This window comes from Nocardia puris, from assembly GCF_003315035.1.
Taxonomy (GTDB): Bacteria; Actinomycetota; Actinomycetes; order Mycobacteriales; family Mycobacteriaceae; genus Nocardia; species Nocardia puris.
Window position 1 is genome coordinate 589,099 of record NZ_QNRE01000002.1, and the last position, 13,375, is coordinate 602,473.

The 13,375-nt window shown below is 69.1% G+C and carries 8 protein-coding genes; all 8 read left to right on the forward strand.

Going from position 1 to position 13,375, the window contains the following annotated elements:
* Positions 1–519 precede the first annotated feature (519 nt).
* Positions 520–1,911, forward strand: a complete 1,392-nt coding sequence (locus DFR74_RS08385; RefSeq protein ID WP_067501252.1) for a DUF2252 domain-containing protein — start codon at positions 520–522, stop codon at positions 1,909–1,911.
* Between the two features lie 67 nt (positions 1,912–1,978).
* The gene (locus tag DFR74_RS08390) at positions 1,979–2,422 is read left to right on the forward strand and encodes a Fur family transcriptional regulator (RefSeq protein ID WP_067501246.1); all 444 of its coding nucleotides are present in this window, start codon (positions 1,979–1,981) and stop codon (positions 2,420–2,422) included.
* Between the two features lie 37 nt (positions 2,423–2,459).
* The gene (gene katG, locus DFR74_RS08395; RefSeq protein ID WP_067501243.1) at positions 2,460–4,688 is read left to right on the forward strand and encodes a catalase/peroxidase HPI; all 2,229 of its coding nucleotides are present in this window, start codon (positions 2,460–2,462) and stop codon (positions 4,686–4,688) included.
* Between the two features lie 115 nt (positions 4,689–4,803).
* Entirely contained in the window at positions 4,804–7,038 is a 2,235-nt protein-coding gene (locus DFR74_RS08400; protein ID WP_067502061.1) for a serine/threonine-protein kinase, read from the forward strand.
* 70 nt (positions 7,039–7,108) lie between these two features.
* Positions 7,109–7,825, forward strand: coding sequence for a metal-dependent hydrolase (locus DFR74_RS08405; RefSeq protein WP_067502058.1), 717 nt, complete (start codon positions 7,109–7,111; stop codon positions 7,823–7,825).
* Positions 7,826–9,232: 1,407 nt separating this feature from the next.
* Positions 9,233–10,465: a lipase family alpha/beta hydrolase gene (locus tag DFR74_RS08410; RefSeq protein WP_067501240.1), complete on the forward strand. Its 1,233-nt coding sequence runs from the start codon at positions 9,233–9,235 to the stop codon at positions 10,463–10,465.
* Positions 10,466–10,817: 352 nt separating this feature from the next.
* Entirely contained in the window at positions 10,818–11,621 is an 804-nt protein-coding gene (locus DFR74_RS08415; RefSeq protein ID WP_067501237.1) for a HugZ family pyridoxamine 5'-phosphate oxidase, read from the forward strand.
* Between the two features lie 398 nt (positions 11,622–12,019).
* Positions 12,020–13,183: a protein kinase family protein gene (locus DFR74_RS08420; protein ID WP_232331565.1), complete on the forward strand. Its 1,164-nt coding sequence runs from the start codon at positions 12,020–12,022 to the stop codon at positions 13,181–13,183.
* Positions 13,184–13,375 lie beyond the last annotated feature (192 nt).

The window sequence follows — 13,375 nt, forward strand, 5'->3', positions numbered from 1 at the left end:
CGCAAAAATCTCATTTGACAGGAATTTTTCCATTGCCCAGCCTTCGTCCGCAGAGAGTGGACGACCCGAGACAGCACGATACTCCGACTAGCACCCTCCGGGGTCGACACCAGCCGAAACCCTGAACGCGCGGTCGCACCAGGCAAACACTGATCAACCAACCCGAGCCGAAACCGCTCTGCCCGCCCACGTTGTAACGCCGATAATCAACATTATGTCAAGTAATGGGCGTTCCCCGCCGCGCGTATGCCTTCGCGCCCTCCACGATCCCCCTCGTCCGCGGCCCCGGCCATCAAGCACTCCGGGCCGGGCCTCGGACACCAGCCGAAGCCGCACCCGCAGGTGGTGCGATATGAACGCTCCCGGGAATCGGGAAGGCGCGGTCGCCGGCCAACACACTCCCGATCGGCGTAGTGATCCCCGGCGAATCTGGGGCTATCGTTCTGGGCGGGCGTGCTCAGCGTTCCCGCGCCGGTCCCCCGGGACCGGTGGCGTCGGCCGGCAAGCGAGGGAGTGGCGATGACCAGCGACAGTGGATCGGGTGGCGCGGTGCGGGTGCGGGCGCTGCCCGCGACGGACTTCGACGCGGAGGCCGGGCGGGCGGCGCGGGCTCGGGCGCCGAGACGGGCTGCGGGAGAATGGGATCCGTCGCAGCGGTCCGAGCCGGCGTTGGCGCGGTTGCGGGCGCAGGAGGCGGTGCGTGATCAGGAGCTGCTCCCCCTGCGGTACGCGCGGATGGCATCGTCGCCGTGGGCGTATCTGCGGGGTGCGGCGGCGGTGATGGCGGCCGATCTGGCTATCCGCCCGCATTCGGGGTTGACGGTGCAGATGTGCGGGGACGCGCACATCCTCAACTTCGGGTTGTGGGCCTCCCCCGAGCGGCAATTGCTGTTCGACGCCAGGGATTTCGACGAGACGCTGCCCGGACCGTTCGAGTGGGACCTCAAGCGGCTCGCCACCAGCGTCTACGTGCTCGCGGCCACCGAGTCGGTGGCCGGCTCCACGGCCGACGAGGCGGCCCAGGCGGTGATCGACGGGTACCGCACGGCGATGCGCCGCTACGCGCGGTCGGGCGAACTCGACATCTGGTACGACCGGATCACCGCCGATATGCCGATGGAGTACCTGACCTCCCACTTCGCCGAGGAGGCCAAGCGCACGATCGACAAGCAGAGCCGCAAGCGGTCGCAGGAGGGCACGGCGCGTCAGCTGATCGTGGTCGAGGACGGCAAGCGCCGCATCTCCGAAGACCCGCTCAAGCGCAGGCATTTCACGCTCGGCGACGAGGAAGAGGTCAGCGTCTACGAGCAGGTGTTCGACTCGTACCTGCGGTCGATCCCGCCCCACCTCGAGCGGCTGGTCGGCCGGTTCACCCGGATCGACTCGGTGCGGCAGGTGGTGGGCGTGGGCAGCGTCGGCATGCGCGTCTACCTGCATCTGATGGAGGGCGACAGCGGCCGCCAGCCGGTGTTCTTCCAGGTGAAACAGGCGACGGCCTCGGTGTACGAGGAATTCCTCGAACCCAGCCGGTTCGACAACCACGGTGAGCGCGTGTGCGTCGGGCAGCGGTTGATGCAGACGGCCAGCGACATCTTCCTCGGCAGCGTGCGGGTGAACGAATTCGATTACTACGTGCGGCAATTCCGCGATATGAAGATCATCCCGAACGGGCACCAGATCGCGGGCTATCTCCCCCAGTTCGCGGCGGTGTGCGGTGCGGCGCTGGCGAAATCGCACGCGCGCAGCGGCGACCCGGAGGCGATCTCGGGCTACATCGGCAAGGGTGACGCGTTCGCCTCCGGCATCGTCACCTACGCCCGCGCCTACGCCGCGCAGACCCACACCGATCACGCCGATCTGGTCGCCGCGATCGCCGACGGCGAGGTGCGGGCTGCCGAACAGGGCTGGTAGTTGCCCGGTTCGAACTGTTCACCCGAATTCCGCCCGGCGAAGACTTGAATGAGTCATACTTCGGAATGTGTCCACGACCTCGGAGTTCGAGCGGATGCTGCGCGGGGCCTCCCTGCGGGTGACCGCGCCGCGGGTCGCCGTGCTGAGCGCGGTACACCACCACCCGCACTCCGATACCGACTCCATCCTCGGTCTCGTCCGCTCGACCCTCGGCGCGGTCTCGCACCAAGCGGTCTACGACGTGCTGCGGGCACTGACCGCCGCCGGACTGATCCGGCGGATCCAGCCCATGGGTTCGGTCGCCCGCTACGAAACCCGGGTCGGTGACAACCACCACCACGTGGTCTGCCGCAACTGCGGAGTCATCGCCGATGTCGACTGCGCCGTCGGCGACGCGCCCTGCATGAGCGCTTCGAACGACAACGGCTTCGTCCTGGACGAGACCGAGGTCATCTACTGGGGCCTGTGCCCCGCCTGCAACACCCCTCACGAGTCGCGATCACACCTGTGATCACAGCCCGATCACTCGCTCTCGAAAGGAAAACGCCGTGCCCGAGGAGCATCCTCCGATCGCCGAGGCCAACACCGAACCCGCCGAGTCCGGTTGCCCGGTGGGCGGTCGCCTCGCCTTCCCCACCGAAGGTGGCAACAGCAACCGCCAGTGGTGGCCGAACCAGCTGAATCTCGCGATCCTGCAGAAGAATCCGGCCGAGATCAACCCCTTCGGCGCCGACTACGACTACGCCGCCGAGGTCGCCACCCTCGACGTGCCCGCGCTCAAACGCGACATCGAGCAGGTGCTGACCACCTCCCAGCCCTGGTGGCCCGCCGACTTCGGCCACTACGGCGGCCTGTTCATCCGCATGGCCTGGCACGCCGCGGGCACCTACCGCGTCCACGACGGCCGCGGCGGCGCCGGTGCCGGCATGCAGCGGTTCGCGCCGCTGAACAGCTGGCCCGACAACGCCAGCCTCGACAAGGCCCGCCGCCTGCTGTGGCCGGTCAAGCAGAAGTACGGCAAGAAGCTGTCCTGGGCCGACCTCATCGTCTACGCGGGCAATGTGGCGCTCGAGTCGATGGGCTTCCAGACCTTCGGATTCGGCTTCGGCCGCGTCGACCAGTGGGAACCCGAACAGGACGTCTACTGGGGTCCCGAGCACACCTGGCTCGGCGACGAACGCTACACCGGGCAGCGCGACCTCGAGTCCCCGCTCGCCGCCGTCCAGATGGGGTTGATCTACGTCAATCCCGAAGGCCCCAACGGCAATCCGGACCCGCTGGCCGCCGCCATCGACATCCGCGAGACGTTCAGCCGGATGGCGATGAACGACGTGGAGACCGCGGCGCTCATCGTCGGCGGCCACACCTTCGGCAAGACCCACGGCGCCGGACCCGCCGACCTGGTGGGCCCCGAACCCGAGGCCGCGCCGCTCGAGGAACAGGGCCTGGGCTGGAAGTCGTCGTTCGGCTCGGGTGTGGGCGGCGACGCCATCACCAGCGGCCTGGAGGGCACCTGGACCCCCACCCCGACCCAGTGGGACAACAGCTTCCTGGAAGTTCTCTACGGCTACGAGTGGGAGAAGACCAAGAGCCCCGCGGGCGCCTGGCAGTGGATCCCGAAGGACGGCGCGGGCCAGGGCACGGTGCCCGACGCCCACGACCCGTCCAAGTCACACACGCCGGTCATGCTGACCACGGACCTGTCGATGCGGTTCGATCCGATCTACGAGCAGATCACCCGCCGCTGGCTCGACCACCCCGAGGAACTCACCGAAGAGTTCGCCAAGGCCTGGTACAAGCTCACCCACCGCGATATGGGCCCGGTCGTGCGTTACCTCGGCCCGCTCGTCCCGGACGAGGTGCTGCTGTGGCAGGACCCGATCCCGGCGGTCACCGGGCCACTCGTCTCCGCCGAGGACGTCGCCGCGCTGAAGAAGCAGATCCTGGAGTCGGGACTGACGGTGGCTCAGCTGGTGTCGACCGCGTGGGCCGCGGCCGCCTCGTTCCGCGGCAGCGACAAGCGCGGCGGCGCCAACGGTGGCCGCCTGCGCCTGCAACCGCAGGCCGGGTGGGAGGTCAACGAACCCGACGAGCTCGCCCAGGTGATCCGGGTGCTCGAAGGCATCCAGGAATCCTTCAACGCGGCGGGCGGCGCCCAGGTGTCGTTCGCCGACCTGGTCGTGCTCGGCGGCGTCGCGGCCGTCGAACAGGCCGCGCGCAACGCCGGCTACGACGTGACCGTGCCGTTCGCGCCCGGCCGCGCCGACGCCACGCAGGAACAGACCGACGTCGAGTCGTTCTCCGCGCTGGAGCCGCAGGCCGACGGGTTCCGCAACTACCTCGGCAAGGGCGCGCGCCTGCCCGCCGAATACCTGCTCATCGACCGGGCGAACCTGCTCACGCTCACCGCTCCTGAGCTGACCGTCCTCATCGGCGGCCTGCGCGTGCTCGGCGCCAACCACAAGCAGTCGCCGCTGGGCGTGTTCACCGACAAGCCGGGGTCGCTGACCAACGACTTCTTCGTGAACTTGCTCGACATGGGCACCGTCTGGTCGCCCTCGGCCGCCGACGACGGCACCTACGAAGGCAAGGACCGCGCCACCGGCGCGCCCAAGTGGACCGGCAGCCGCGTCGACCTCGTATTCGGGTCGAACTCACAGCTGCGCGCCCTCGCCGAGGTGTACGCGACCGACGACGCGAAGGAGAAGTTCGTCCACGACTTCGTCGCCGCGTGGGACAAGGTCATGAACCTGGACCGGTTCGACCTGAGGAAGTGAGCACCGGGTGGCGTCGCGCGCGGTGCGTGCGACGCCACCGTCTCCCCCGAACCCGATCGGGGCGAGCCGAAGATCGTTTATTCTCGGAGGTTGGGTCCCAGCCGAGGTGGGCGACATGGATGCCGAGATCGACCCGTGGGCGCACGAGCCCGATCGTGCGAAGGCGACACGCACCGCGCTACGCGAGGTGGTCGCCGAATTCGACAGTGCCTGGCGCCGCTCCGGCGAACCCCCCGACCTCGCCGCGCACGTCCCGCCCACCACCACGCCCTACCGGCGCACCGCGCTCATCGAACTCATCAAGGTCGACCTGCACCACCGGTGGCTGCGCCACAAAGGCCGTAAACGGCTCGCCGACTACCGCCGCCAGTTTCCCGAACTCGACAGCGCGCCGCTGCCGCCCGACCTCGTCTACGAGGAGATCTCGGTCCGCAGCAGCACCGACGACGAGGTCGACCTCGGCGAATACACCGCCGACTACCCGGCCCAGATGACCCGCATCGGCGCCACCCTCGGCGACGAGCAGTTCCACACCACGATGCTGTCCGACCCCGAGTCCGCGCACGCGCTCGACGCCCTCGAAACCGGCACCAGCCTCGACGATTTCGACCTGCTCCTCCCCCTCGGCCAAGGGTCCTTCGCGCGCGTGTTCCTGGCCCGCCAGCGCACCATGCAGCGCCTCGTCGCCGTCAAGGTGTCGCGCGACCGCGGCCGCGAACCCCAGACCCTCGCCCAGCTCGACCACGAGCACATCGTGCGCGTCTTCGACCAGCGCAGCGTGCACGACCGCTCCCTGCGCCTGCTCTACATGCAGTACGTGCCCGGCGGCACCCTGCTCGGCGTACTCCGCCACCTCCGCACGAACGCGCCGGGCCCGCGCGGCGGGCAGACGCTGCTCGACGCCGTCGACAAAGCCGTCACCGAAGGTGGTGTGCTCGAACCGCAGCCCTCCGAAACCCGCAGGCAGCTGGCCGGACTCAGCTGGCCCGAAACCGTCGCCTGGCTCGGCAGCAGACTCGCCACCGCCCTCGACTACGCCAACCGGCGCGGCGTGCTGCACCGCGACATCAAACCGGCCAACGTGCTGCTCACCGCCGACGGACACCCCAAACTCGCCGACTTCAACATCAGCTTCAGCAGGCACATCCCCGGCGCCAGCCCCGCCGCCTACTTCGGCGGCTCCCTGCCCTACATGTCGCCCGAACAGCTCGCCGCCTGCCACCCCACCGAAACCCGCTCGGCCGCCGACCTCGACACCCGCAGCGACCTCTACGCCCTCGCCGTCGTGCTCTGGGAACTGCTCACCGGGCGTCTCCCGTTCGACGACGAAGGCGACACCGGCGACTCCGACGCGTCCCTGGCGCGCATGATCGAACGCCGCAGCAAACCGGTCGATCCCACGCTGCCCGTCCCGCCCGACTGCCCGCCCGTGCTGCGCCAGGCGCTGCTCACCTCCCTCTCCCCCGACCCCGACGACCGCTACCCCAGCGGCGCCGAACTCGCCCATCAACTCGAACTCAGTCTCGACCGCACCGCCCGCGACCTCGTCGCCCCACCCGCGCGCAGTCTGCGCGCCCGGCTGCGTATGCGGCCCATGCCCGTCGTGACGCTGTCCAGCGCACTCGGCCAGCTGCTCGGCGTGCTGTACCTCTCCGCGCACAACACCACCCTCCTCGAACGCGAACTCACCCCCGAGGCCATGAGCGGGCTCACCCGTCTCGCGGTCCTCGTCGGGTTCCTCGCCTACCCCATCGGGATCGGGTTGCTGCTGTACTGGTGCCGCGCGGTGTTCCTGGTGCCGGAAGGGTTGCGGCACGGCAAGAAATACGACGAGCGGACGCTGGCCCGCGCGCGAGCCGACACGCTGGTGTGCGGGGACCGCATCGCCGTGGTCGCGTTCGCCGGCTGGACGCTCGCGCTGTTGATCTTCCTCGTCCAGCTCACCACCGAAGCCGACCTCAGTCCCGGGCTGCTCACGAATCTCATTGCCTCCCATCTGGTCGCGGCCGCCGTCGCCGTCGTCTACACCTACTTCCCCGTCACTTTCTTCGTCCTGCGCTGGTACTACCCGGGCCTGCTCGCCGCCGGCCATCCCGCCGCCGACGAATCCGCGCGCCTGCGCAGACTTTCCGGGCGCGCACGGATCTACCTCGGCATCGCCGCCTCGGTTCCGCTCTTCGGCGTCGCCGCCGGCCTCGCCTTTCTCGACTCCGACCAGCAGCGCGCCGTCATCGGCTCCATCGTCGCCCTCTGCGTCGGAGGACTTTTCGCGTTCCTCGTGGCCATGCGCGTGTACTACATCCTCGAATCCGACCTGCGCGCCCTGGACCGCGTGGTCCGGCACGCTTAGCATCCCGAGTCCCGACTGGTCATCCGACCGATCGACGGTGGGGAACATCAGTTCGACTAACGTTCCTGTGGTGCTTGGACATTCACACGCGACCAGTGGCGCACTCGCCTGGTCGGCGGCAGCGGCGACGCTGCCACTCGCGGCATTGACGTATCCGGTAGCCCAGAACACCGACGCGCGGCTCGGCCCCGTCGACGTGCTCCTCGGCGTATTCCTCACCGCCGGAGCGGCATTGCTCCCCGACGCCGATCATCCCAAGGGCACCATCTCGCACGTCCTCGGGCCGCTGTCGCACGTGCTGTGCAAGATCATCTCCAAGCTCGCGGGCGGGCATCGCCAAGCCACTCACTCGTTCGTCTTCGTGGCCGTCGCCGCCTACGGCACCTGGGCCGGAATGCACTGGATCGGACGCAATTTCACGCTCGCGCTCGTCTTCTTCCTCCTCGCGCTCGCCCTGCGCGCCCTCCACCTGCACCCGCCCGGCGACAGCATCCGCGCCTGGGGCACGGTCGTACTTCTCGCCGTCGCAGGAACTTTCGCGATGGACCACTGGATCAGCGACAAACCCGCCTGGTTGCCGTTCTGCGTCGGACTCGGCGCTCTCGCCCACATTCTCGGCGATTGCCTCACCGACCGCGGGTGTCCCCTGTTGTGGCCCATCAAGAAGCGGGTGTCGTTCCCGATCATCGAGCGCACCGGGAACAAGGTCGAAACTTGGATCCTGACACCGCTGTTCGGGGTGGGGACGCTCGCGGTGCTGTGGCACGTGTTCACGGTCGCGCCGTGAGGTGAGTGGGTGCGGCAGTCTCCTCTCGACACTGCCGCACCCACCTTCTGGTCTTGGCGTCCTTGTTGATTACTGGAGTTGTTCGCAGAACGTGAACAGCAAGAGAGGGAAACGCTAGCCCGAGACATAGCGATATCTTGATACCCGAATCGTAGACAAGCGGTTTGCGTGACCTCGAGGATCCAGCCGCATCCACTTCGACAGCCACCCGATGCCGAATCCGGCTCTCCCACAACAAGTAGTGCGCCTCGCCAAGTCCACTCCCCTACCCCACGAGCGCCGACGATGACGTCTGCCGCTCCCCCAGCCGTCAACGAACTAGTGTCGATTGCCGCACTCCCCCTCGGTCTCAGACTCAGGTCGCGGGACTCGTCCACCGCACGCGCGATGGAGGCGGTCAAGTCCGCGCCGGCCAGCCCGAGACGGTGGTCTCCCTGCAGCGGCGGGCCAGCTCCCGCGGCTCGCGACGTGATTCGCTCGGCCAGCGCATCCGGAGACGCGTGCAGCCAGAACACCCGCGCCGACTCCACGCGTTCACCCAGAATCCGCGTGGTCGCCGGATCGCCACCGATCACGACGACCTCCGCGCCCTTCCCCGCGAACGTTCCCGCCACCGAGAACGCATTCCTCGCGCGGAGTTCCGCGAGCCGATGGCCACCATCCAGGAACCCGAGCTGGTGCGTATCCAGGTAGCCAACCGGCACAGAGCATTTCGCCAGCTGAGCGAAGGTCTGGAAACCGACAGTGGAGACACCGACACCACCCGGACCGGTGATGGTGAGGAGCCGCGGCATCGCCCTCTCACCACCGGACTCCGCCTCGCCGCGGCCGGCCGCACGGCTCAGATGCGCGCGGGCCGCCGAGACGAGCTCCCCCGCCAGGGCTGCCGTCGGTCGTCCGGCCGTATCGAGACGCAGAATGAACGCCGCCGTCACTCCGGACGCCGAAAGCGCGGAGAGCAACCGGTACCCGACCGTCGATTTCCCCACCCCGGACGTTCCGAGCAGCCACATGACAGGAAGCACGGCTCCCGACCGTATGACACACCCGATGGCGAACTCGCCTCATTTTCCCAGCCGAGCACGGGACCCCTCCCCTCCCTTGCTGTTTGCGGGGGTCTGCGGTTGCAGTTGTCGCGACTGCCGACTTGGATCGCACCGACATGCGTTAATGCGCATATCGTCATAGCAATATTTAACTCTGGGAGGCTTCGCCGCGGGCTACCCGAGCCCAGCAGGGACCGCGAGACTCGCGCGGAGTCCCCTTCCCCAAGGTGCTGCGGCGACGCGGAGACACCACTCCCCCATCACAACTCGCGCCCGGCTCGCCTGGGACCACTCCCAGACTCCCCCACTCCCGAGCCCTACCCCGAGACGATTTCGGTGCACAACTGTACACTCAATTCTCATGTCGGAGAGTGTGCCGCAGCGGCGGGCCGAGGTGCGGGCGCTGGCCCGGTTGGCGGGTGACGAGCTCGGGGGCGCGGTGGACGGGATCGGCGCGATCCACCGGGCCGTGTCGGATCGGGTGTTCGCGACGGTGCGGCTCGGGGTGGGGCCGGCGGCCGCCCCCGTGAAGGTGGTGCACGACGCCATCACCGACAGCGTGTACCGGATCATCAGCGGCGCGGCCGTCGGTGCGGGCATGGTCGCCGAACGGGCCGTGGACGTGCCCGGTGTCGCGCCGTCGCGCACGGTGCTGGGGTCGGGACTCTTGGCGGCGGTTCAGGGGTTGATCGGTGACGAGCTCGAGGAGAACCGGCCGATTCTGGCCGCTCCCATGACCTTTCGCGTGGACGGCAACCCGGTCCCGCCGGAGACGATCGCCGCCGATGCCCCGCGCACCGGGCATGTGGTGGTCTTCCTGCACGGCCTGGTCGAGACCGAGCACGCGTGGCGGCTCGGCGGGCGCCCCACCTACGCCGAGCGACTGAGCGAGGATCTGTCGTGCGCGTGCGTGCAGGTGCGCTACAACAGCGGACTGCATATTTCGGAGAACGCTCGTCAACTCAGTGAGCTGGTGCAACGGCTGGTGGAGAGCTGGCCGGTGCCCGTGCGGCGGCTGACGCTGATCGGGCATTCGATGGGCGGGCTGATCGCGCGGGCCGCCTGCTTCGACGGCGAGCAGTCGAGCACGCCGTGGGTGCGATCGGTGAGCGAAGTGGTGAGCCTCGGGTCCCCGCACCTGGGTGCGCCGTTGGAGCAGGTGGTGCATCGGCTGTCGGCGCTGCTGGCGCTCGTGCCGGAGACGCGGCCGATCGGTAATCTGTTGCGCCGCCGCAGTTCCGGGATCCGGGATCTGCGGTACGGGTCGCTGGTCGACGAGGATTGGCGCGGGTTCGACGCGGATGCGCTGGGCCGGCGCGCCGTGCGGGAGGTGCCGCTGCTCGTCGGTGCGGAGCACTACTTCGTCACCGCGACCGTCACGAGGAGTCCGCGACATCCGTTGGGCCGGGTGATCGGTGACGGCCTGGTGCTCACCGGCAGCGGTTCGGGCCGCAGCCACGCGCGGCGGCTCGGGTTCGCCGAGGAGAACGGCTTGCACGTGCCGGGGGCGAATCACTTCACGCTGCTCAATAACGACGCGGTCTATTCGGCCTTGCGCCGCTGGCTCGGTGCGGACATGGCGATCGCCCGCTGACCGCCGCGAACTCGAGCACGTGCCGAGTGGCTCACGATTTCAGCACCCGGCCACCGCCATCTCGCGCGGCCCCGGCGTACACCCAGCCTGCTCGTGCGCACGAGCTGCCCACGCGGCATCGCCCGAACCCACGCACACTCGGAGCGCCGCCTCGACGGACCGGTGTGCGATCCCCATCCGCGCGCACCCAAGCGTGGCGAGCAGTGGCCGCGCCCGAGCATCATGGTGCACCGTGAAGCCGTCACCGGCTCGCGGCCCCCACCGTGCGCACCGACCGCCATGGGAAAGCGGAGCGTCACCGCGGTGCCGCGAACCCGCATACTCCTGGTAGGGATCGTGGCAGGCTGGGCGCATGACACTCGATCATGGTGATCCCGGGGACGCGCCGTCGGTGCCGCCGCCGACGGCGCCGGTGGAGCAGGTGGTGCGGCCGTCGGCGGCGGAGGAGGCGCGCACGATCGCGGCGGCGACGAATGTCGCGACGTTGGCGAGTCTGAGCGCGGACGGTGGACCGTGGGCCTCGTTCGTGACCTACGGGCTGTTGGAAGGTGCTCCGGTGCTGTGTGTTTCGCGGCTGGCGGAGCACGGGCGCAATCTCCTCGCGGATCCGCGCGCGAGCCTGTCCATCGTCGCGCCGGACCTGCCGGAGGACCCGTTGGCGGGTGCGCGCGTCACGCTGGCCGGGGTGGTGGAGCAGCCGGAGAGTGACGAGGCGGGCGCGGCGCGGGCCGCGTTGCTGGCGGCGGTGCCGGTGGCGTCGAACTACGTGGACTACGGCGACTTCTCGCTGTGGGTGTTGCGGGTGCGGCGGGTGCGCTGGGTCGGCGGGTACGGGCGGATGGATTCCGCGACGGCCGAACAGTATCTGGCGGCGGAGCCCGACCCGGTGGTGCCCGCGTCGGGCCGCGCGGTGGCGCATCTGAACGACGATCACGCCGACGCGCTGTTGGACATGGCACACGCGTTCGGCGGGTATCCCGACGCGACGGAGGCGGTGTGCGAGCGCGCGGACCGCTACGGGCTGGATCTGCGGGTCCGGACGCCGCGCGGCGTGGCCCGCACCCGCGTGGGCTATGCGCAGCCGATCGCGTCGGCCGGTGAGTTGCGCGCGGCGACAGTGGATATGGCGCATCGGGCCCGCGAGGCCCGCACCTGAGTACTCCTACGCTTCCCTCCGCCCACCCGCCGGGGCGATCCTGGTGTCATGACGAAGTTCCGGGGGTTGACGGATCGGCGGATGCCCGCCGGTCGAGTAACGGCACGGCGGGAGGTGGGGCGGTGAGGCGATCACGCATCGTGGAACACCTCCTCGGATCCCGCTGCGCCACCGACAATTCCGGCGTGGGCGCCGGTGCGGACCGCGCCACGGGCCACGTGCCGGTGCGGCGGGGAGAAACGGTCCTGTGGGTCGCGGAGTGCCCTTCCCACCGCACGGGGTGATTCGAGTCAGTGGCGCGCCGGAGCGCTCCTGACCGACCGCGCCCGAGGTCTGCGCACGACCGCGTGGTCATGCAGGACCGCCGTGGTCCTGACTGAATCGAGGTCTGCGTCCGCATGGAAACCGCAGCGAACACTCCCGACACCGGGGCGTCCACATCACTTGACGCGGCGACCCGCGACATGACGCACTCCGCACGCCTGCGCGCCCACAGCACCGTCTCCACCGCGCTGGCGCGGCACAGCGATCACCTGTTGCAGGACCTCGTGGACGCGGGCTCGCCCCTCGGGACGGGTATCGGCGGGACGTCCGCGCTGCTGGAGGTCGCCGGAATCCCGGTCTTCGTGAAGCGTATTCCCCTCACCGACCTGGAACGGCAGCCGGAGCACGTCCGGACGACGGCGAATCTTTTCGACCTACCGCAGTTCTACCACTACGGCGTCGGCTTGATCGGCGCGGCGGGCTTCGGGGCCTGGCGCGAGCAGGCCGCGCACACCATGACGACGAACTGGGTGCTCGCCGCCGAATACGAGGGTTTCCCGCTGATGTACCACTGGCGGGTATTGCCGGACACGACACCACTGCCGGAGGAGCTCGCCGACATCGACCGCGCCGTCGCCTACTGGGAGGGCAATCCACAGGTGCGCCGCCGGATCGAGGCCCTGCGGGATGCTTCGGCGTGCATCGCGTTGTTCCTCGAGTACATCCCGCAGAACCTGCACGAGTGGCTCGGCCGCCAGGTCGAGGCGGGTGACGAGGCCGCCGACCGGGCCTGCGCCCTGGTGGAGCGAGAATTGGCCACCGGCACCGCATTCCAGAACAGCCGTGGCCTGCTGCACCTCGACGCGCACTTCGAGAACATCCTGACCGACGGCCGGCGCCTCTACTTCAGCGACTACGGCCTGGCCCTCTCCCACGGCTTCGACCTCTCGCCGGACGAGTCCGCGTTCTTCGACCGCAACCAGACCTACGACCGCGGCTACACCACCACCTACCTGGTGAACTGGCTCGTCACCGCCCTGTACGGACTCCGGCCGGGCGACCGGGAGGCGCGCACCGCGCTGGTGCACGCGTTCGCGGAAGGCGAGCGCCCCGAGGGCATTCCAGCGGGGGCCGCCGTGGTCCTCACCCGAAACGCGCCGATCGCCGCACGAATGTCCGCCTTCACGCACGCGTTCCAGCACGAGAGCCGCGACACCCCGTATCCGGACAAGGAGATCCGCCGCCTCCTCGACGACCGACCCGAACGGAACCCCGACATCGGACAACCCGCCGTATAGGACCGCGGACCGCGGCGCACCGACTCGATGTCCAACCGATATGCACAACAAGGCGACCCACCACCCAGCCGACAGGGCAAGCGCCAGCCAACCACTACCCATGCCTGTGGCACCGGCACCAGATGCCAAGTGCTACACCAAAGGCGCCAACGCCCCACTACTCATACCTGTGGCATTGGCACCAGATGCCAG

Bases quoted from the DNA above. Each gene is read 5' to 3' on its own strand.
- DFR74_RS08385 (WP_067501252.1), top strand. From the start codon at position 520: ATGACCAGCGACAGTGGATCGGGTGGCGCGGTGCGGGTGCGGGCGCTG.
- DFR74_RS08420 (WP_232331565.1), top strand. From the start codon at position 12,020: ATGGAAACCGCAGCGAACACTCCCGACACCGGGGCGTCCACATCACTT.
- DFR74_RS08400 (WP_067502061.1), top strand. From the start codon at position 4,804: ATGGATGCCGAGATCGACCCGTGGGCGCACGAGCCCGATCGTGCGAAG.
- DFR74_RS08410 (WP_067501240.1), top strand. From the start codon at position 9,233: ATGTCGGAGAGTGTGCCGCAGCGGCGGGCCGAGGTGCGGGCGCTGGCC.
- DFR74_RS08415 (WP_067501237.1), top strand. From the start codon at position 10,818: ATGACACTCGATCATGGTGATCCCGGGGACGCGCCGTCGGTGCCGCCG.